Genomic DNA, 19,621 nt, shown 5'->3' with positions numbered 1-19,621 from the left:
CTCGGCGATTGCGGTCTTGGTAGTCAGCGCGATATCGCGGTTCGATCATGCCACCTTCAGCAGGTGTCGAACGAAGTCAGCGAGGTCGTCGCAGCACCAGGTCTTTGGATGGTCACGGGCCACGTCGGAGGCGTAGCGCTCGCCCTTGCCAGTATTGACCAATGCCGTTTGTGTGCCGGCCGCGATACCCGCTTCGATATCGCGCAGGCTATCTCCCACCATCCAGCTCCCCGCCAGTGTCGGCAGTGCCAGCGCCTGCTGGATCTGAAACAGCAGACCCGGCTTTGGCTTGCGGCAGTCACAGGCCTCCTGGGGCAGGTGGGGGCAATAGGCGATATGTGCGATCTCGCCGCCGGCCTGACGAACCATCGTGTGAAGCCGCGCGTGGATGGCTTCCAGGGTGTCGCGACTGTAGTAGCCGCGGCCGATGCCCGACTGATTGGTGGCGATCGCTACTTGCCAGCCTGCCCGCGTGAGTGTGGCAATGGCTTCGATGGCATTGGGGTAGGGGTGCCACTCGTCGAGGGACTTGATATAGGCATCGGAGTCCTCGTTGATGACGCCGTCGCGGTCGAGGATGACCAGTTTCTGCATGGCGGGGCCTGGTTGGAGGCGGATGTCGCCGCATTATCGCTCTGCTGTGGCACTGGCGCCAATCCAGTTGCGCAATGTTTCACGTGGAACAATCTGGCTTGTGCCGCGCGCTCGGGCTGTGAGGATATGAGATGGCGAGAGGCGTGGTCGGGCCGTGCTGATGCAGGAGGGGCTGGTCAATACCGGGAGAGAAGAGACCCGCCCGGGTGTTCCGGGCGGGTGGTGTTTCACGTGAAACGTTACTGCTGCAGCTCGGAGATATCCGCCACGGCGAGGAACAGCCCTTGCAGGCTGGCCAGCAGCGCCAGACGGTTGGTGCGGACCGCGTCGTCGTCGACCGCCACCATGACCTCATCGAAGAAGCGATCCACCGGTGCGCGCAGCGTAGCCAGGATATCCAGCGCTTGGGCGTAGTCGGCCTGACGGAACAGCGGCTCCACCTGGTCGCGACAGTCGGTGACGGCATGCGCCAGGGCGATCTCTGCCTCTTCGCTCAACAGCGCCGCGTCGACGGTGGCGCCGGTGTCGTGCTGCTGCTTGGCCAGGATGTTGGCAACGCGCTTGTTGGCGGCCGCCAGGGCGGCGGCTTCCTCGCGCTGCTCGAAGCGATGCACCGCGTGCAGACGGCGGGCGAAGTCGAGCGGGCGAGTTACCGGGCGTGACCGCACGGCGAGGTAGACGTCTACTGGCAGGCCTTCGTCCTGGGCCCAGGCGCGGAAGCGGTCGAGCATATAGGTGAGGACGTCATCCACCAGACCGTCGGCCTTGGGCAGGTCGCGATGCTGGGAGGCGGCGAGTTCGAGCAGCTCACGCAGGTCCAGATCCAGCTCGCCCTTGATCAGGATGTTGAGCACGCCGATGGTGGCGCGGCGCAGGGCGAACGGGTCCTTGGCCCCGGTGGGGCGCTGGCCGATACCGAAGATGCCGGTGAGCGTATCCAGACGATCGGCCAGGGCGATTGCCATGCCGGTCGACGTACGCGGAATCTCGTCGCCGGCGAAGCGGGGCAGATACTGCTCGTGCAGCGCGTCGGCGACTGCATCGGGTTCGCCGTCGTGGCGTGCGTAGTAGGTGCCCATGATTCCCTGGAGCTCGGGGAACTCGAGCACCATCTCGGTGACCAGATCGCACTTCGCCAGCTGCGCTGCACGCGCTGCGGCGCTACTGTCGCCGCCGATCTTCTCGGCAATGAAGCTGGCCACCACCTCGCTGCGCGCCGCCTTGTCCGCCAGACTGCCGAGTTCGCGCTGGAATACCACGTTACTCAGCGAGGTCTGACGCGAAGCCAGTGTCTGCTTGCGATCGGTTTCGAAGAAGAAAACAGCATCGGCCAGGCGCGGACGAATCACCTTCTCGTTGCCGTAGATCACCTGCTGCGGATCTTCGCTCTCGATATTGGCCACGGTGATGAACTGCGGCATGAGCTTGCCGTCGGCATCGAGCAGGTGGAAGTACTTCTGGTTGGCCTTCATCGAGGAGATCAGGCACTCCGCGGGGACCTCGAGGAAGCGCTCGTCGAAGCTTCCGGTCAGCGCCACCGGCCACTCCACCAGGCCGTTGACCTCTTCCAGCAGGGCGTCGTCGATGACCGCCTGCCCGTCGTGGACCTCGGCTTCCGCCAGCACCTGCTCGCGAATGCGTGCGCGCCTGCGATCCATGTCGACCAGCACATAGGCATTCTCCAGCGCGGCCTGGTAGTCGTCGGCATGGGCCAGGTCGAACGCATCGGGGGCGTGGAAGCGGTGGCCACGGGTGGTGCGTCCGGCAGACAGGCCGAGCACCTCGGCATCGACGACGCGATCACCGTAGAGCAGCACCAGCCAGTGCACCGGGCGCGAGAATTCGATGCGTGAGGCGCCCCAGCGCATGTTCTTGGGGACCGGCAGGGCGTTGACCGCACTGGCGACGATGGCCGGTAGCAGGGCATCGATGGATTCTCCCTGCTGCTGCTCGCGGTAGCCGAGCCAGGTCCCCTTGTCGGTCTCCAGGTGGATCAGCTCGTCCACGCTCACGCCGCAGGAGCGGGCAAAGCCCTCGGCTGCCTTGGTCGGCTGGCCATCCTTGAAGGCGGCGGCGAGTGCCGGGCCGCGCTTCTCGACCTCACGGTCGGGCTGCTTGTCGGCGAGCGCTTCGATGCGCACGGCGAGGCGGCGGGGAGAGGCCAGGGCGGTGGCGCTACCCATGGGGACTTCGGCTTCGGCGAGCCCCTTGGAGACGCCGTCACGCAGGGCCTGGGCGAGATCGCGCAGGGCTCCGGGTGGCAGCTCCTCGACGCCCAGTTCGATCAGTAGGGTGTTGGCTGCCATGCTCATGCGTCTCCCTGAGTGGTTTGCGATGTCTGCGCCAGCAGGTCGCGCCGTAGCGCTTCCGGTGCCAGCGGGAAGCCGGCCGCCTCACGCGAGGCGTAGTAGGCGTGGGCCACGTCCCGCGCCAGTGTGCGCACGCGCAGGATATAGCGCTGACGCTCGGTCACCGAGATGGCGTGGCGGGCGTCCAGCAGGTTGAAGGTGTGCGAGGCCTTGAGTACCTGCTCATAGGCGGGCAGCGGCAGATTGGCCTCGAGCAGCTTGTTGCACTCGCCCTCGCAGTGGTCGAAGGCCTCGAACAGGTAGGGTACTTCGGCGTGCTCGAAGTTGTAGGCCGACTGCTCGCGCTCGTTCTGCAGATAGACGTCACCGTAGGTGACGCGGGTGCCATCCGGGGCGATCGTCCACACCAGGTCGTAGACACTGTCGACATCCTGCAGGTACATGGCGATGCGCTCGAGACCGTAGGTCAGCTCGCCGGTGACCGGATAGCACTCGAGGCCGCCGGCCTGCTGGAAGTAGGTGAACTGCGTCACCTCCATGCCGTTGAGCCAAATCTCCCAGCCCAGGCCCCAGGCACCCAGTGTGGGTGACTCCCAGTTGTCCTCGACGAAGCGGATGTCGTGGACCTTGGGGTCGATGCCCAGGCGCTCGAGTGAGCCGAGATAGAGCGCCTGGAAGTCTGCCGGCGAAGGCTTCATCACCACCTGGAACTGATAGTAGTGCTGCAGGCGGTTGGGGTTCTCGCCATAGCGACCGTCGGTGGGGCGGCGCGATGGCTGAACGTAGGCGGCGTTCCAGCTCTCCGGCCCGATCGAGCGTAGAAAGGTGGCCGGGTGGAAGGTGCCGGCGCCCACTTCCATATCGAGCGGCTGCAGCACGACGCAGCCCTGTTCCGCCCAGTATTGCTGCAGGGCGAGGATCAGCCCCTGAAAGGTTTTCGCATCTGCCGTCGACTCTGTCATTGACTGCGTACCGTTGCCCATGAATTCGTAAGCCGCCAAGTATACAATTAGCGCTCAATCGGTTATAGGCACCGGCAGCAATCGGCCGAAGGCGAGACCATGCCCTCGGGCCGCTGTCGGCATGGCCGAGTCGAGACAGAGAGGATAGCGACATGATCGTAGTCACCGGCGGGGCCGGCTTCATCGGGGCCAATCTGGTCAAGGCACTCAACGCGCGCGGCCGCCAGGACGTGATGGTGGTCGATGACCTCAGCGACGGCACCAAGTTCGTCAATCTGGCCGACTGCACGCTGGGCGACTATCTCGACAAGGATGACTTCCTGGCCCGGGTCCAGGCCGAGCTGCGCGGCGAGATCGGTGGCCTGCCGCCGATCGAGGCGATCTTCCACGAGGGCGCCTGCTCGGATACCACCGAGTGGGACGGGCGCTTCATGCTCGAGAACAACTTCGAGTACTCCAAGACACTGCTGCGCTACTGCCAGGCCAAGCGCATTCCATTTCTGTACGCCTCTTCGGCGGCGACCTACGGCGGTAGCGAGGTGTTCGTCGAAGCGCCCGAGCACGAGAAGCCGCTCAACGTCTACGGCTACTCCAAGCTGCTCTTCGACCAATACGTGCGTGCGCGCTGGGACAGCTTCGATACCCAGGTGGTGGGTTTTCGCTACTTCAATGTCTACGGCCCGCGCGAGCAGCACAAGGGCAAGATGGCGAGTGTGGCCTTTCACCATCACAACCAGGTTCAGCGCGGCGAGAATCCGAAACTCTTCGGCGCCTGGGGCGGCTTCGAGGCCGGCATGCAGAGTCGCGACTTCGTCTATGTGGGTGACGTGGTCGACGTCAATCTGTGGTTCCTCGACAACCCCGAGGTCTCCGGTATCTTCAATCTGGGCACCGGCCGAGCCGAGCCGTTCAAGGCGATCGCCGAGACGGTGATCGACTTTCATGCACGCCATGGCGGGGCCCAGGGCGAGATCGAGTACATCGACTTCCCCGATGAGCTCAAGGGGCGCTATCAGAGCTACACCCGGGCCGATATCGGGCGCCTGCGCGAGGCGGGCTACCGTGGCGAGTTCAAGACCGTGCGCGAGGGCGTCACGGCCTATCTGGAATGGCTGAATGGCTGAGACAGCAAGCCGCGCGTCGCGAATCCTCGTCGTCGGCCCGTCATGGGTCGGCGACATGGTCATGGCGCAGAGTCTGTTCATGACCCTCAAGCAGCGCCACCCCGGCGCCACGCTGGGGGTAGTGGCGCCGGGGTGGTCACTGCCCATTCTCGAGCGCATGCCGGAGGTCGACGAGGCCATTGCCCTCGACGTGAAGCATGGCGAGTTCGGCTGGCGCACCCGCCGCGACCTTGCGCGCCAGCTCAAGGGCCGCTTCGATCACGCCATTGTGCTGCCGCGCTCGCTGAAATCATCGCTAGTGCCGTTTCTGGCTGGCATCCCCCGGCGCACCGGCTTCACCGGTGAGCAGCGCTACTGGCTGATCAACGATCGTCGCCGGCTCGACAAGGGCGTGCTCGATCAGACCGTCAAGCGCTTCGTGGCGCTCGGGCTCGATGCGCAGACGGCGGCCCACGGCGATTTTCCCCTGCCGCACCCTCAGCTGCGCGTCGATGCCGAACGCCAGGCGAGTCTGCGCGAGACGCTGGCCCTCGGCGCGCGCCCGGCCATCGGCATGATGCCCGGCGCCGAGTACGGTCCGGCCAAGCAGTGGCCGCTGGCCTATTTCCGCGAGCTGGCCGAGACGTTGATCAGCCAGGGCTACACGGTGTGGATACTCGGCGGTCCCAAGGATGTCGAGGCCGGAGAGACGATCGTCGAGGGGCTCGAACACGCCCGCAACCTGTGCGGCAAGACCCGCCTCGCCGACGCGGTGGATCTGCTCGCGGCCTGCGAGCAGGTGGTCACCAACGACTCCGGGCTGATGCATGTCGCCGCCGCGGTCGGCACGCGTATCCAGGCGCTCTACGGCTCCTCTTCACCGGCCTACACGCCGCCGCTGAGCGATGACGCCCATATCCACTATCTGGCGCTCTCCTGTTCGCCCTGCTTCCAGCGCACCTGCCCGCTGGGCCACCACGACTGCCTGCGCCAGTTGACGCCGTCACTGGTGCTTCGGGCGATGGCATGACAGGTCGCCATAGCCCGCAGTCGCTTTGCTATGAGTATTTTGCATGACGCAGCGAGTTCTACTGGTATTACGCAAACTCAAGATCGGCGGCATCGAGCGTGCCACCGTCAATTTGGCCAATGTCCTGGCGCGTGAAGGGCACGAGGTGCATGTGCTCGTGCTCAAGGGGGGCAACGAGCTCGAGCCTAATGCCGATGTCGTCGTGCACCGTTATGATTTCGACAAGGCGTTTCGCAGGACCGGGGTCGGTCTGCTCTACGATCTGTTTACTCGGGCGCTGCTCAAGCCGCTGCTGCCGGGGTCGGGCTTCCTCTGGCGTGGCTGGTATGGGGGCTGGTACTTCAAGCGCTTTGTGAGTGGACTGGAGCGCCAGACTGGACGCTTCGATCGCATCATCGTCCGCGGGCAGGGTGCTTTCGAAACAGTATGGTCATGGAATGATCCAAGACTCTGGCAATTTACGGTCTCCTGGCCAGGCAGTCTCGGTGGGGGACGCCTACGTCGCTTCTATCTGCGCAAGCTCTACCAGGGCAAGCAGGTTGCTTGTAATACTCCCAAGGGAACCGAGCAGCTCGCCAAGCTCCTGACTTTTCATGGCATCGAGCCCAAGCGTGCGGCCACGGTAATGAATCCTTACGATATCGACACCATGCGTCGCATGGCGCAGGAACCGGTCGATCTGCCCCAGCGTCCCTATATCGTGCATGTGTCGAGGCTCTCTGACGTCAAGCGTCAGGACTGGCTTATCCACGCTTACGTGCAGTCTGGTATCGATGAGGATCTGGTCATCGTGGGTGACGGTCCCAAGCGGGCCAGTCTCGAGGCGCTGGCTGCCGAGCTGGGCGTGGAGGAACGGGTGCATTTCGTCGGTGCTCGACCCAATCCCTATCCGTGGATGAAGAACGCTCGGCTGTTCGTGCTGACGTCGCGTAGCGAAGCCTTCGGGAACGTCATGGTGGAGAGCATGATTTGTGGTACGCCTTGTGTTGCGGCCGATTGTCCAGGGGGAGTGCGCAACATTCTCGTACGTGATCAGGCTAGGCTTATCGCTGAGAATTCCATTGAAGGGCTGGCGCAGAAGATTCGCGAGGGCTTGATCAATCCGCCGTCGCTGCAGGAGGACCCCGATTTGGTTGAGCGTTTCCGCGATGTGCGGATCATGCAGAATTTCCTCGATTTGCCGACAGTGTGAAGCCGAGCTGGTTAGCACAAAAATTCATAGCGTGCTTACTTTTGTGCTAACCTAGAGTCAACTACTGACTGCCTCGAAGCCCTTCCCCAACGCTGTCTCATGAATGTCTTCCGATCTTGTGATGCGGGGCGTGAAGTGCCCCCGGACAACTTGATTCTCGACGCCGCCGCGAGTTCTGAGGCCAGGCGTGGGCTCAGGCGCGCCAAAGCGGTGAATGGATTCAAGACTCGCTTTCGGCGAGGAGTCGGTGAGCCTGTCGAGGCGTGGCTTTTCCGCCAGTGGCGCAGTGAGGCAGTCGGCGCTACCAGAGTCGAGCGGGCCGGTTTGCCACGACATTCGATGGAGGACGAGCTTGGCACGGCGCTCGTGCTCCAGGTCGATCCGCGTCAGCTGATCCGTGATCGCAACGCCAAGGGTATCGGGGGCAAGAAGAACTCGTCGTCGGTTTTCATCTGGGATGGCGACTGGGATCGCAGCCGGGGTGACCTGCGTTTCGGTTCGCGTTACCGCTTCATCAGCGATCTGGACGTTCACCGCGACGATCTCACCCGCACCGAACGCTTTCGCCAATATCTCTCTCGCTTACAGTCCGGCCGCCCTTGGTCGTCCTATCGCGATGGGCTGGTGCTCGATTCCGAAGAGAAGATTCTTGCCTATCTGCGTACCTACCTGGGCTATCTCGACCATATGGCCACCCATGGCTTCGATGCCAGCCTGGGCAAGGATGCGCTGGGGGTGGCGGTGACCCGCGACGGCACGCTGCTCAAGATCAATCGCGGGCTGCATCGGCTGGCGATGGCCCAGCGGCTGGGCCTGCCGTCGATTCCGGTGGTGGTACGCGCCGTCCATCGCCAGTGGTGGGAGCGTGTGGTCCAGGGCGCGCGGGGCGAGAAGGCGCTGGTCCGGGTCGCCGCAGCGTTGTCGGCATGCGTGCCGGAATGCGAACCGGGTGATCTCGACCCCGTGCGCCGGGAGGAGCCCTTTAGTTGGCCGGCACCGCGTCAGCAGAGACCGGCGCAGTGGCTATCAGCCAATTGCGCCGTCTCTTAGGCATCTCTGGAAAGGTGGGTGCCTCTGGAATAGAAGAGACTCGCTGCGCGGCAGTGGCGAAGGGCATCAAGAGCAACACGACAGAACGGCGTGCTAGTTGACGCCATTCCATAGCTCTTCCTGCAGCCGGTTCTCGCTGCGCATGCGTCGGTTCAACTCTTCCAGCGAGTAGCGCTCGACCAGCGTCGGCTGTGGCGACAGCAGCGAGACACCGAGGCCGGCGCGATGATCGGGCACACCAAAGCCCATCGCCTCGAGCACCGTCGGCAGAACGTCGACCATGCTGGCCTGGCGCTCGATGATGCGCGGGCGCTGGTGTTTGCCCAGCAGGATCAGGGTATCTTCCCGCGGTCCCGCGATCAGCTGTTCCCAGGCCGAGTTCTTCATCGACAGATGATCGCTGGATACCACCACCAGGGTATTGTCGAGCAAACCATCGGCATCGAGCCGCGCGATGAAGTTCTTGACCAGCCAGCCGGTACACTTCACCGAATAGAGAATGTCGGTGCCGTCGAACGGCCCCTGGTTGTCGCGGCAGGATTGCGACGGATGACCGAACGGCGGATGCGCGGCCAGGGTCAGGCCGAAGAAGGCGTAGGGCTTGTGAGCATCGTGCAGACGGCGAATACGCGCCTCGGCCAGGCCCAGCAGGGTGTCATCATAGAGTCCCCAGTCGTTGAGGTAGTCCGCCGGGGCCTGGTTCAGCAGCTCATCCTTGCCCAGCACGGTGTCGAAGCCGTGGCCGCGGTAGAACTTCGCCTTGCCGGCGAACTTGGTGCTGGCGCCACCCATGAAGGTCAGCGCGTAGCCTCTGGCCTTGAGCAGATCGCCCAGGCAGTCGACGCCGGGAAGCACGTCGGAGAGCGGCTCGAACTGGTTGTCGTGCATCAGCCCCGCCGGCATCAGCGGGACGCCACACTGGCTGGCAACCATGCCGGCCATGGTCCAGCCGGTGTTGTCGAGCTGCTGAACGCCGTGGAAGACCACGCCACGTTTGCCCAGGGCGGCCAGGTCTTCGTAGGCATTACCGAAGCGCTGGGTATCGGCGTAGGTGCGCTCAGTGCTCTCCAGATAGAGATAGATCAGATTGGGTGGCTGCTTCGGAGCGGACACGATCTGCGGCGGACGATAGCGATCGGCAAGCCAAGAGGCGTTGTCGTCGATCACCGAGGCGCCCCGCAGCGAGAGTCCGAACAGCAGCGGATTGAAGGCGAGCAGAAACAGGCTCAGCACGCGTTCCCACAGGCGCCAGCGATGGTCCGCGCGCACCAGCCAGGTCACGCACATCAGCATGAGGATGGCGGCGAGGGTATAGATCGCGCCCGCGATCTGGCGGTCGGTGCTGCCGTTCTCCTCTATGCCGGCCTGAAGGTGGAAGATCACCGCACCGAGATCGAGCTTGCCGAAGCTGTCGTCGAGATAGATATAGACCCACCACAGGGCCAGCGGCAGCAGCGACCAGGGCCACGCCCGGCGCCGCGCCGCGCGCTGCTCGGGGGCGCCCCAGCCGAAGCGATGGGCCGGTACCAGCCAGGCCAGCGCGAGCAGCGCCGGGGTCCACCAGGGCAGCACCCACATCACCATGACCGCATAGCCGATGCAGAGTCCGATGTAAGTGAGTGCAAACCAACGTCGCGTATTGCGGGAGAGGGTCATGACGTTTTCGATCCCTGAACGTCCGCTATGGCGCGGCACCCATCCCGGGTGCCGCCTGAGTGTCGTTGCTCGAGCGTGCCGGCTCGCGCGGGTCATGATGACTTTATCATGACCGTTCGGTGACCGGCTCCCTTGCCGACTTTGCGCAAGGATCTTAGAGGGTGTTTACAAATTCGCCGAGCGAAGGCAAGACTGGGCTCGCGTACGAGATCGATTCCAACGCCGTATTGTCGAGCGCAGACATTCTGTCAATACCCTCTCAGTCGCGCGAGCTGCGCAGCGCCTCATCGGCGGCGTGGCGCGCCAACGCCAGTTCGATCAAGCGCGTCACCAGGGCGGGATAGGTCACTCCGCTCGCCTGCCACAGCTTGGGGTACATGCTGATTCGCGTGAAGCCCGGCAGGGTATTGATCTCGTTGATCACCACCTCGCCCGCCGGCGTCAGGAAGACATCCACCCGGGCCAGGCCGGCGCACTCCAGCACCTGGAAGGCGCGCACCGCGAGCGCTCGGATACGCTCGCTCGCCGCCTCTTCGATATCCGCCGGCACGGCGATGGTCGCGCCGTCGTCGATATACTTGGTGTCGTAGGAGTAGAAGCCCTGGGAAACCACGATCTCACCGCAGACGCTGGCCTCGGGGTGCTCGTTGCCGAGCACCGCGCACTCGATCTCGCGGCCTTCGATGGCGGCCTCGACCAGCACCTTGTGATCGAACGCCAGAGCCAGGTCCAGAGCCGCGGTGAAGGCCGCGGCACTCTCGACCCGGCTGACACCGACCGAGGAGCCCTGGTTGGCGGGCTTGACGAACAGCGGCGTCCCCAGGGCGTCGCGCAGGGTATCGAAGTTCGCCTCGCGGGCGCTGTGACGGGTATAGGTGACGAAGGGGGCAACCGGGATGCCGGCGTCGCGCAGCAGCCGTTTGGCCACGTCCTTGTCCATGCCCACGGCGGAGCCGAGCACGCCGGAGCCGACGAACGCCAGGTTGGCCATACGCAGCAGCCCCTGCAGTGAACCATCCTCGCCCAGGGTGCCATGGACGATGGGGAAGACTACATCGAGCTGGTCGAGGACCTGGCGGGCGTCGTCGGCGGCGACCAGCTGTGAGTTGGAGCGGCCTGGGACCAGGGCGAGATCGCCCGCCGAGGGGTTGAGTGCGATACGCCGCGGATCATCGGCATGGCGCAGGAAGTCATCGGCCGCATTGAGATGCCATTGCCCCTGCTTGTCGATCCCGATGACGCTGACCGCAAAGCGCTCACGGTCCAGCGCGTCGACGATGTTCTTCGCCGACTGCAGAGAGACTTCGTGCTCCGCCGACTTGCCGCCGCAGATCACCCCGACCCGAATTTTGCTCATGCCACCGCTCCGCTGATAGATCTGGTGGGCGCCATGATGCCACGTCGTCGGCCTTTGCGCTGCCCGGGCTGAGCACGACCGTGGCGCCTCATGATGTCAGACACGATAGAAGCGCCGATACCAGTCGACGAAGCGCGCCACGCCCTCTTCCACGCCGATTCGAGGGCGGTAGCCGGTAGCGGCGAAGAAGGCTTCGGTATCCGCCCAGGTACGCGGTACGTCGCCCGGCTGCATCGGCTGGAAGTCGCAGCGTGCCTGGCGACCGGTCGCCTTCTCGAGGGCGTGAATGAAGTCCATCAGCGCCACCGGGCTGCCGTGACCGATGTTGTAGAGCGCGTAAGGAGGGCGCTCGCCAACCTGGCCCGCGTCGAGGCCCCCTGCCGGCGGGATCACCTCGAGAATGCGTGTCACCCCGGCAACGATATCGTCGATATAGGTGAAGTCACGCTGCATGTCGCCATGGTTGAAGACCTGAATCGGCTCGCCCGCCAGCAGCGCCCGGGTGAACTTGAACGGCGCCATGTCGGGACGCCCCCAGGGCCCGTAGACGGTGAAGAAACGCAGCCCCGTCACCGGCAGGCGATGCAGATGGGCATAGGTGTAGGCCATCAGCTCGTTGGCCTTCTTGGTGGCCGCATAGAGACTGATCGGCTGGTCGACGCTGTCTCGGGTCGAGAACGGTACCTTGGGGTTCATGCCGTAGACCGAGCTGGAGGAGGCGTAGACCAGATGCTCGATGGCGTGATGCGCGCAGCACTCGAGCACGTTGAGATGGCCAGTGACGTTGCTGTCGGTGTAGGCGTGGGGATTCTCGAGCGAATAGCGCACGCCGGCCTGGGCGGCCAGATGGATCACCCGGGTGAAGCGTTCGCGCGCGAACAGCGCCTGCATGCCATCGCGATCGGTCAGGTCGCAGGCGGCGAAGCGCACGTTGGCATAGGGCTCGAGATCGGCAAGGCGCGCGCGCTTGAGCGCCACGTCGTAGTAGTCGTTGAGATTGTCGATGCCGACGATCTCGATCCCGCGCGGGGCCAGCTGCTTTGCCACGGCATGGCCGATGAAACCGGCCATGCCGGTGATGAGTAGCTTCATGGTGTCGTCTTCGATGCCGGCGGCTTGTGGTGCTGGCCGCTCGCTCATGAATAGGTAGCAGGGCGGCGATCATGCTTTCTAACGCCCTGCGCGTGACGTTAGGCGTCGGGTGAAATCTGCCTGCGCTCGTCAAGGATGCGCCGATAGCACGCCAGGTAGGCCGCGCCCATGGCCGCTGGTGTGAACGTCGCCAAACGCGCACTGGCCGCCGCGGCCAGCGCTCGGCGCTGTACCGGATCGTCGAGCAACCTCGCCAGCGCCGCGCTCAGGGCAGCACCGTCGGCGGGCGGCACCAGCACCCCGCTGACGCCATCCTCGATCAGATCCGGGATGCCGTCGACCCGGCTCGCCACGATCGGCACACCATGATCCATGGCATCGAGCAGCGTCGAGCCCAGGCCCTCGTTGCGCGAAGGGAAGGCAAACAGCGTCATGATCTCGAGATAGTCGCCGACGTTGGGCTGGAAGCCTTCCCAGATCACGTTGTCGAGATCCCGGCTCTCGGCCGCGAGTGCCGCCCCATCTTCGCCCTCGCCGAGCAGCAGGAAGCGCACCTCGGGGTGACTCTCGCGCAGGCGACGGGCGGCGTCGAGCAGGATCCGCTGGCCCTTGTGGCGGTCGACCAGCGCGCCGATGTGGCCGATCACCGGGTGACCGGTGAAACGCTGGCGCAGCGCCGCAACCTTCGACGGGTCGCTGGGCTGACCGGAGAGCACACTGGGGATACGCTCGACCGGGCACCAGGCGCGCTGGCGCAGGTGGGTCTCGATCACCGACGAGATCGCCACGGCGCGGGCCGCGGCACCATAGGTCAGGCGGTTGAAAGGCTTGTCCTTGACTGGCTGGGGCACGCGTCGGGTCAGCAGATAGGGGGTGCCGCGCAGGCGCCGCTCGAGCCAGGCCCAGTGTACCGCCTTGGCTTCATGGGCGTGGATCAGACTGGGGCGCGGTCCACGCAGGTGTCCGGCCAGGGCGTGGTCGGCATCGATCAGCTGCACCTCGGGGGTTGTCAGCTGCGTGCGCAGCGGTGAGTCGCGCCGGCATACCAGACTCTGGGTGATGCCGCCCTGGGCCTGATCGAGTTGCGCCAGTGCCTCGATCAGCAGCAGCGTCTGGCGCTCGCCGCCACGGAAGCCGCGGGCGAGATTGACGTGGCGTACATGCAGGGGGGGAGCCGGCATGCGTTCACCACACCTTGTCGAAATCTTCGGCGTCGCGCACCCGGGCGTCACGCTGGAGTTCGAGCAGCTTGGCGTACTTGAGATAGGCGTTGACCGCCGCAGAGAGCGATACCGAGAGGCCGTCCAGCCCCCCCAGCATGCCGCCCTGGAACAGGTACTTGCGCACGAAGGCATTGGCACCGTGCAGCGCCGGCGAGCCGGCGTTGGCGCGCTTGCCCTTGAGATACATGATCTTGGCGGCGCGGTTGGAGAAGCGCCCGCTGGCCTTGCCGAACAGCTCGCCCAGGTTGGCGAAGGAGTAGTGCTCGAGGTCGGCATCGAGGCGGTGCGGCTGACTTGCCTGTACCGAGGCGTGCTGGCGCGAGTCGGAGAAGGCGCAGCGCTGGCGATCGTAGAGCCGCAGGCAGTAGTCGGGATACCAGCCGCAGCGCTTCACCCAGCGGCTGCCGATGAAGTTTCGCCGGCGCAGAGCGAAGGCGTCATGCGGCGTACTCTCGAGATCGAGCGCGCCGATCTTGGCCACGGCAGCGTCGGTGAGGCGCTCGTCGGCGTCCAGTGACAGCACCCAGCGATGACTGGCGGCGGCCGGGCCGACGTTCTTCTGCGGACCGTCACCCAGATAGGGCTGGGCGATGACGCGGGCGCCATAGGCCTCGGCCAGGGCCACGGTGGTATCGCGCGAGCCGGAGTCGACCACGATCAGCTCCTGGCACACGCGTCTCAGCGAGGCCAGGCAGGCTTCGATGTTGTCCGCTTCGTTGAGCGTGATCACCACGCCGGTGATATTAGCCATGGCTGTATCCTGAGTCGTCGATGGACGCGCGCCCGGGGGCGTCCATTGTAGCCGTCGATGCCCTAGCGATAGAACTGACGGAAAGTCTGCATCGCCTGGAACACCGCGGGCGAGAACTCTGCACCGGGGATCGGGTCGAGCCGGTGATCGAGAATCTGCCACTGGCCGGCGCCGTCGATCACGGTGATCCGCGACGGCTCGATGATGCCGTAATCCAGGTAGCTGCTGGCCTGAACCCAGGGTCGGTCGATACCCGGGGTGAGCAGTTCGATGCCTTGGGCATAGTCGGATAGCGGGTTGGTGCAGCCGAGCGCATGGCGCATCAGCATCGGTGCCACGTCGAGATGGCTGGTCATGCCGTCGACCGTGCCGGGGTCGACGCCAGGGCCGTGCACGATCATTGGGACGTGGGTCTGGGGCGCGGCGAAGTTGCTGTTGTGGCCCCAGTAGTTCTTGCCGAAGTCGTTGAACGACTGGCCGTGATCGGCGGTGACCACCAGCAGGGTGTTATCCCACTCACCCTTGGCCTTGAGATCGTCGATCACCTCGCCGAGCAGGGTATCGTCGTAGTGCACGGCATTGCGGTGGCGATTGAAGTAGGGCGTCGGGTCGGTATCCGGCCCCAGCTTCAGATAGTTCATATCCTGGACCGAAGGCTGATAAGGCTGTTCTGCATCCGCTGGTACGTCGTAGCCGTGAGGGGCGTCGTAGAACAGCATGCCGAACCACGGCTGCGTATCTTTATGCTCCTGCTGCGATAGCCAGGCCAGCCAGTCGTCGGTCATCTGGCGGTCGCGGGCGGCGGGCGTCGGCCCCTGGGTGCGCAGACGCAGCGACTTGATCGAAGAGAAAATGGTGCGATCGAAGCCGATACCGTTGAGGCTGGCCGAGGCGAAGATGCCCATGGCGTAGCCCTGCTTCTGCATCTGCGTGATCAAAAGCGCCGGGGTCTGGGTATTGTCCAGATAGGCGTAGTAGTTGCCGGTCAGCCCGTAGAACAGGCTCATGGTGCCGTTGCGAGTGGCGTTGCCGCCGCTGAAGTGATCGAGATAGCGTCGGCCGCTGGCGTCGAGTGCGGCGTAGAGGTTGGGGGTGTTCTTGGGGCCATACTCATCGGCGCGCCAGGAGTCGATCAGCACAACCAGCACGTTGGGCGGCGAGTCGGCCTGGCAGCTCAGCGGATGCTTGGGCCAGTCGAGATTCTGGGCCTGCTTGCCGTCGATGTCGGCGCGTTCGGCGCGCGCCGCGCGCGGGTCGAGCCAGCCATGCTTCTCCATGAAGTCCTTGGCGGTGGCCGGGAACAGCAGCGGGTAGATGCCCACCTGCTGGGTGACGCTGCGCATGTAGCGGGCATCCGCGACCAGATGCACGACGTGGCTGCCGATCAGTGCCAGCAAAATCACGCTGCAGGCCAGGCCCTTGGGCAGGCGGCGCCCGCGATCGCCGATGATCACCCGTCGGGCGAGCCAGGCTTCCAGTGCCAGCGCCACCACGACACAGGCGCCGACCACCAGCCAGGTGGAGGTGGTGAAGTCGAAGATCTCGCCATTCTTGTCGTTCAGGAACAGCGACACCATGAACAGGTTCACGTGGAAGCGGTACTGGGCGTAGACCACCGTATCGAGCAGCAGCGCGCACAGCCCCAGCGCGCCCAGCAGCGTGGCCGGTAGCCATAGCCAGCGCGACTTGAGCACCAGCGCCAGTATGCCCAGCGGCAGCCAGCCGAGCAGCACCAGCATGCCGAAGTGCCCGATCCAGGTCAGGATCAGATAGGCGATACCCATGGCATCGTGCGGCAGCGCCAGATAGGGGGTGTAGCGCAGGGCGATCAGCCACACCAGCGGTAGCTGCAACAGGGCGAAGACCAGCGTGGTACGCCAGCGGCGTCTCAGAGTGTCGTGCATGGGACTAACCTTGATCAGGAGCGTCGGCGCCGTGATAGCCATCGCAGATGGCGGCGAAGAGGGCGCTGGCGTTCGCGGTGGAGAAGCGCGTCAGAGAGCGTTCCAGACGTGCCAGGTTGCGCTGCTGCCAGGCCCCGGCCGGGCGTAGGCGGCAACGGTCGAAATCTATCATCCACACCTTGTTGCGACCTGAAGTCGGATCGGTCGATATCAGCAGGTTGCGTGCGTTGAGATCGACATGGTCGAGGCCAACGTCGTGGAAGCGCCGAATGACCCGCCCCACGTCATGCAGCAGCGCGGTCGCATCCGGATCCAGGCAGTCGGCCAGCGCGCGCGAGTGCGCCAGGCGCTGGGTCAGCAGTGCCGCACGGTAGGTAGGACCCTGGCGGCAGACCAGCGCTGCCACCGGGGCCGGTACCGGCAGGCCGCGCTCGTAGAGCGCCAGGGTCAGGCGCATCTCGCGGAAGGCCCGGGTACGCTCGAGGCCCTGCCATAGATAGCGCTGCTCATTGACGCGGGCGACCATGCCGCCACGCCGATAGGGACGCAGCACCCAGGCCTGGTCTTCCACCTGCAGGAACTGGCTCGCCCCACGTCCGGGGGCCGAGCCCACCACCAGCCCCTTGGCTTGCCACGCTGCTGGATTCAGCCAGGCCGGGCCCGGAGCGGGCAGTAGCGCGTGATCGGGCTGAGCGAGGTGTGCCGGATCGTATAAGATGTGGGTGCCGCGGTGATGGTAGGTCGAAAGAGCCATGGCCGGTTCCCGTTGGCGCCGCCATGGTCAGCCGGCGGTTTGACTGACGGCCAGGCGCCGTCCACTGTTCGCGCGGCATTGTACCCGTGCCGGGAGGCGGGCGCCTAGGCACGTATTCGTTGCCAGGCACCCAGCTCTGCTGCGTCGGTGCACTTGATGTTCGTTGTTATTCGTTTTCATCTCATGGGGAAGCCTCGTGACCCGCGATTCACACAAGCCCTTGGCGGTCATTGCCATTCGTCAGGTGGAAAAGAGCACCGGTGCCAGTCGCAACGCCTTCGAGCAGGCGGTCGCCCTCGGGGCTCTGGGCTACCGTGTGGTGATTCTGGCCGAGCGCGGCCGCCATGCACTTGCCGAGCGCTTCGGTGCCGAGCTGGTACGCCTGTGGCGCTGGCCGCTCAAAGGGTCTTTCCGGCGCTTCTGGTTCAATCGTCGAGTGCAGGCCTGGTGTCGCCGTCAGCGTCCGGCGCTGCTGGTGAGTCACGGCGACGTCGAGACGCCGGATACGGTTTACATGCACAACTGCGTGCACCTCGCCAGCCGCCTGATTCATGGGCGCGATTTACCGGCGGGGCACGAGGTCGCGGCGATACATGATCACGTGCTCAGCGGCGGCTATTTTCGCCAGGTGGCGGTCAATTCACGTCTGATGGCGGAGGATTTTCAAACACGCTACGGCATCGACGCGACCAAGATAGAGATCAGCTATCCCGGTTACGACCCCGAGGTGTTCAACCTCGAGCGCGCGCGGAGGGACCGCCACGCCCGGCGCCAGGCACTCGGTGCTGACGATGACGTCTTCCTGATTGGCCTGATCACCTCCGGCAATTTCACCAAGCGCAACGTGGCGGGCTTCGTCGAGATGGCCGCGGCGCTGGCACAGCGATTGCCGGGGCGCTGCCGCTTCCTGGTGGTGGGCAAGGACAATGTCGACCCTTACCGCCAGCAGGCCACAGCTGCTGGCATCGCCGACGCGTTCGAGTGGCGCTCGACGGTCAGCGATGTCGAGACCCTTTATGGCGCGCTGGATCTATTCGTGCTGCCGGCACATATCGAAGAGTTCGGCCGGGTCTCGCTCGAAGCGATGGCCTGCGGTACGCCAGTGCTGCTGTCGCGCACTACTGGCGCGTCGGAACTGCTCGAGGAATCCCACGCTGATCTGATTCTCGATAGCCGAGATACTCAAGGCTGGGTGGCGCGGATTGAGCGGCTGATCGAGCAAGATGACCTCACCACCCTGGGGGATTCACTTGCGCAGTTGGCGAGCGCTTACTCTTATCGTCGGCAGACGGAAAAGCTGAAGCACTCTTTCGAGGCCCTGATGCAGAGCAGAGGCTCGGTGAAATGAGCGTCTTGTCGTGCTTCTGCTGGCGTTAACGGCAATGATGCTTGGCTGATACGGCAGTTCAACAGTGCTGGCGCAGGAATGCCATCAGTTGGTCTCCGTAGCGCTGAAGGTTTTGCTGGCTATCAAGTCGTTCTCTGGACCTGTCTCCGATCTTGCGTCGCATTCTGGGATCTTCCGCCCAGGCTATCAGAGGCTCGGCGGCTTCCTCCGGGTCGATGGTGCGGGCGGCCACCAGATCGTCTTTCGCCGGAGAGTAAACCAGGTCAGGGCCTTCGGCACATGCATCGCCGTAGACGCTCAAGCTCGCCTTGGGACGGCGTGGCTCGACGATGGCACCGCAGCCAGCATCCATGATCGCTTCCGGCAGCCCGTCGACATTGCTGACGACGGTCGGCAAGCCATAAGCAATCGCCTCTTGCGCCACCAGCCCGAACGGCTCGCGCCAGGACGGGCAGATGAATGCATCCAACTGGGTATAGAAACTGGCCATGTCGTCGACCAGACCGCAGAACTTGACCCGATCCTCCAGCCCCCAGCGCCGTGTCCATTCGCGCAGCGTGGCCTCCAGCGGCCCCAGGCCGGCAATCCAGAGTTCGGCATGTGGGATGCGGGCCTGCACGCATCGGAAGGTCTCCAGTGCTACCATCGGCGCTTTCAGGCCCTTCAGGCGCCCCGCGAAACCGAGCCGGAAACGGCCCTCTGGGTGCTCGGTCTGCTGCTTGGGCACGGCAATGGCGTTGTGTAGAACGAGGGAGGGCAGGTCCTGCCGCAATTGCCAACGGATCTCCAGCATGCGCTGTGCCGCACGAGACACTGCCACCAAGCCGCTAACCCTAGCCAGATAGCTTGCGACGGCCGCCGGATCCTGGTCTGTCCAGGCGGTGCCGTGCTCGTAGTGGAAGATGCGTTGACCTTCCAGCAGTGGCATGGGATTACCCGCCAGCTTGTTCCAGACCAGGACCGCATCGGGCGTAAGCCGCTTGGCAAGTGAGCGCTGATAGGCGGCGCGCAGACCCAGCAGCTCGGGTAGCTTCCAGTGGCCGGGCCCTTTGATGCTGTGTATACGGGCTATCGCATCTGCCAGCGAGGGTCGGATGAACGGGTGTATGTCCTGCGTCTGCAGGAGAATACTCAGTGTCAGGCGATGCCCATAGGCCCGGTAGAACCGTGCGAAATAGCGCTCGACGCCGCCCAAGTTCTTGAGGCTGACGAGATGTGCGATAGTCGGGGCGGTGTCGTCTGAGGCCGGCATATCTTGTTGATCGCAAAGTGGGATGGGGCGAGTGTAAAGGGGGC

16 protein-coding genes are annotated in these 19,621 nt (G+C 64.6%); 5 read left to right on the top strand and 11 right to left on the bottom strand.

Features of this window, described 5'->3' with window-relative positions:
- Positions 1-45: 45 nt before the first annotated feature.
- The 3 genes from gmhB to glyQ all read right to left on the bottom strand — a co-directional run bounded on the left by gmhB (position 46) and on the right by glyQ (position 3,865).
- Positions 46-594 (bottom strand): D-glycero-beta-D-manno-heptose 1,7-bisphosphate 7-phosphatase, encoded by a 549-nt coding sequence (gmhB, locus tag DOM67_RS00390; RefSeq protein ID WP_110673703.1) that lies wholly within the window; start codon positions 592-594, stop codon positions 46-48.
- A 239-nt stretch (positions 595-833) separates the two neighbouring features.
- Positions 834-2,900, bottom strand: coding sequence for a glycine--tRNA ligase subunit beta (gene glyS, locus DOM67_RS00385; protein ID WP_110673702.1), 2,067 nt, complete (start codon positions 2,898-2,900; stop codon positions 834-836).
- 2 nt (positions 2,901-2,902) lie between these two features.
- Complete coding sequence (gene glyQ / locus DOM67_RS00380; protein ID WP_110673701.1) at positions 2,903-3,865, bottom strand: glycine--tRNA ligase subunit alpha; 963 nt, start codon at positions 3,863-3,865, stop codon at positions 2,903-2,905.
- A 152-nt stretch (positions 3,866-4,017) separates the two neighbouring features.
- Between glyQ and rfaD the strand changes: the two genes are divergently transcribed.
- The 4 genes from rfaD (at position 4,018) to DOM67_RS00360 (ending at position 8,240) form a co-directional block, all read left to right on the top strand.
- Positions 4,018-4,989, top strand: coding sequence for an ADP-glyceromanno-heptose 6-epimerase (gene rfaD, locus DOM67_RS00375; RefSeq protein ID WP_110673700.1), 972 nt, complete (start codon positions 4,018-4,020; stop codon positions 4,987-4,989).
- The gene (gene waaF / locus DOM67_RS00370; protein ID WP_110673699.1) at positions 4,982-5,998 is read left to right on the top strand and encodes a lipopolysaccharide heptosyltransferase II; all 1,017 of its coding nucleotides are present in this window, start codon (positions 4,982-4,984) and stop codon (positions 5,996-5,998) included. Before rfaD ends, waaF begins: the two co-directional genes overlap by 8 nt.
- Before the next feature lie 43 nt (positions 5,999-6,041).
- Positions 6,042-7,190 carry a glycosyltransferase gene (locus tag DOM67_RS00365; RefSeq protein ID WP_110673698.1) on the top strand — a complete coding sequence of 383 codons (1,149 nt, stop codon included), beginning with the start codon at positions 6,042-6,044 and terminating at the stop codon, positions 7,188-7,190.
- Positions 7,191-7,529: 339 nt separating this feature from the next.
- Positions 7,530-8,240, top strand: coding sequence for a hypothetical protein (locus tag DOM67_RS00360; RefSeq protein ID WP_110673697.1), 711 nt, complete (start codon positions 7,530-7,532; stop codon positions 8,238-8,240).
- A 93-nt stretch (positions 8,241-8,333) separates the two neighbouring features.
- Here DOM67_RS00360 and DOM67_RS00355 read toward each other — a convergent pair whose 3' ends face one another.
- The 7 genes from DOM67_RS00355 to DOM67_RS00325 form a co-directional block, all read right to left on the bottom strand.
- Positions 8,334-9,896: a sulfatase-like hydrolase/transferase gene (locus DOM67_RS00355; RefSeq protein ID WP_110673696.1), complete on the bottom strand. Its 1,563-nt coding sequence runs from the start codon at positions 9,894-9,896 to the stop codon at positions 8,334-8,336.
- 259 nt (positions 9,897-10,155) lie between these two features.
- Positions 10,156-11,253 carry a D-alanine--D-alanine ligase gene (ddlA, locus tag DOM67_RS00350; protein ID WP_110673695.1) on the bottom strand — a complete coding sequence of 366 codons (1,098 nt, stop codon included), beginning with the start codon at positions 11,251-11,253 and terminating at the stop codon, positions 10,156-10,158.
- 96 nt (positions 11,254-11,349) lie between these two features.
- Positions 11,350-12,345 (bottom strand): NAD-dependent epimerase, encoded by a 996-nt coding sequence (locus tag DOM67_RS00345; protein WP_110673989.1) that lies wholly within the window; start codon positions 12,343-12,345, stop codon positions 11,350-11,352.
- A 98-nt stretch (positions 12,346-12,443) separates the two neighbouring features.
- The gene (locus DOM67_RS00340; protein ID WP_110673694.1) at positions 12,444-13,526 is read right to left on the bottom strand and encodes a glycosyltransferase; all 1,083 of its coding nucleotides are present in this window, start codon (positions 13,524-13,526) and stop codon (positions 12,444-12,446) included.
- 4 nt (positions 13,527-13,530) lie between these two features.
- Entirely contained in the window at positions 13,531-14,319 is a 789-nt protein-coding gene (locus DOM67_RS00335) for a glycosyltransferase family 2 protein (RefSeq protein WP_110673693.1), read from the bottom strand.
- Positions 14,320-14,381: 62 nt separating this feature from the next.
- Positions 14,382-16,223 carry a DUF3413 domain-containing protein gene (locus tag DOM67_RS00330; protein WP_110673692.1) on the bottom strand — a complete coding sequence of 614 codons (1,842 nt, stop codon included), beginning with the start codon at positions 16,221-16,223 and terminating at the stop codon, positions 14,382-14,384.
- A 4-nt stretch (positions 16,224-16,227) separates the two neighbouring features.
- Positions 16,228-16,977 carry a 3-deoxy-D-manno-octulosonic acid kinase gene (locus DOM67_RS00325; RefSeq protein WP_110673691.1) on the bottom strand — a complete coding sequence of 250 codons (750 nt, stop codon included), beginning with the start codon at positions 16,975-16,977 and terminating at the stop codon, positions 16,228-16,230.
- Positions 16,978-17,173: 196 nt separating this feature from the next.
- On the opposite strand from DOM67_RS00325, the gene DOM67_RS00320 reads away from it, so the two are divergent.
- Positions 17,174-18,325, top strand: a complete 1,152-nt coding sequence (locus DOM67_RS00320; RefSeq protein WP_110673690.1) for a glycosyltransferase family 4 protein — start codon at positions 17,174-17,176, stop codon at positions 18,323-18,325.
- A 58-nt stretch (positions 18,326-18,383) separates the two neighbouring features.
- On the opposite strand, the gene DOM67_RS00315 is transcribed toward DOM67_RS00320, so the two are convergent.
- Positions 18,384-19,577 (bottom strand): glycosyltransferase family 4 protein, encoded by a 1,194-nt coding sequence (locus tag DOM67_RS00315; protein ID WP_157958757.1) that lies wholly within the window; start codon positions 19,575-19,577, stop codon positions 18,384-18,386.
- Between the last annotated feature and the right edge of the window lie 44 nt (positions 19,578-19,621).

It is taken from the genome of Salinicola sp. RZ23 (assembly GCF_003206675.1).
In the GTDB taxonomy this organism is placed as follows: domain Bacteria; phylum Pseudomonadota; class Gammaproteobacteria; order Pseudomonadales; family Halomonadaceae; genus Salinicola; species Salinicola endophyticus.
The sequence above is the reverse complement of the archived record's forward strand: the minus strand, read 5'-3'. Positions and strand labels throughout refer to the sequence as shown.

Coding starts and splice junctions, on each gene's coding strand:
- gmhB (WP_110673703.1), bottom strand. CDS start 594: ATGCAGAAACTGGTCATCCTCGACCGCGACGGCGTCATCAACGAGGAC.
- glyS (WP_110673702.1), bottom strand. CDS start 2,900: ATGGCAGCCAACACCCTACTGATCGAACTGGGCGTCGAGGAGCTGCCA.
- glyQ (WP_110673701.1), bottom strand. CDS start 3,865: ATGACAGAGTCGACGGCAGATGCGAAAACCTTTCAGGGGCTGATCCTC.
- rfaD (WP_110673700.1), top strand. CDS start 4,018: ATGATCGTAGTCACCGGCGGGGCCGGCTTCATCGGGGCCAATCTGGTC.
- waaF (WP_110673699.1), top strand. CDS start 4,982: ATGGCTGAGACAGCAAGCCGCGCGTCGCGAATCCTCGTCGTCGGCCCG.
- DOM67_RS00365 (WP_110673698.1), top strand. CDS start 6,042: ATGACGCAGCGAGTTCTACTGGTATTACGCAAACTCAAGATCGGCGGC.
- DOM67_RS00360 (WP_110673697.1), top strand. CDS start 7,530: ATGGAGGACGAGCTTGGCACGGCGCTCGTGCTCCAGGTCGATCCGCGT.
- DOM67_RS00355 (WP_110673696.1), bottom strand. CDS start 9,896: ATGACCCTCTCCCGCAATACGCGACGTTGGTTTGCACTCACTTACATC.
- ddlA (WP_110673695.1), bottom strand. CDS start 11,253: ATGAGCAAAATTCGGGTCGGGGTGATCTGCGGCGGCAAGTCGGCGGAG.
- DOM67_RS00345 (WP_110673989.1), bottom strand. CDS start 12,345: ATGAAGCTACTCATCACCGGCATGGCCGGTTTCATCGGCCATGCCGTG.
- DOM67_RS00340 (WP_110673694.1), bottom strand. CDS start 13,526: ATGCCGGCTCCCCCCCTGCATGTACGCCACGTCAATCTCGCCCGCGGC.
- DOM67_RS00335 (WP_110673693.1), bottom strand. CDS start 14,319: ATGGCTAATATCACCGGCGTGGTGATCACGCTCAACGAAGCGGACAAC.
- DOM67_RS00330 (WP_110673692.1), bottom strand. CDS start 16,223: ATGCACGACACTCTGAGACGCCGCTGGCGTACCACGCTGGTCTTCGCC.
- DOM67_RS00325 (WP_110673691.1), bottom strand. CDS start 16,977: ATGGCTCTTTCGACCTACCATCACCGCGGCACCCACATCTTATACGAT.
- DOM67_RS00315 (WP_157958757.1), bottom strand. CDS start 19,577: ATGCCGGCCTCAGACGACACCGCCCCGACTATCGCACATCTCGTCAGC.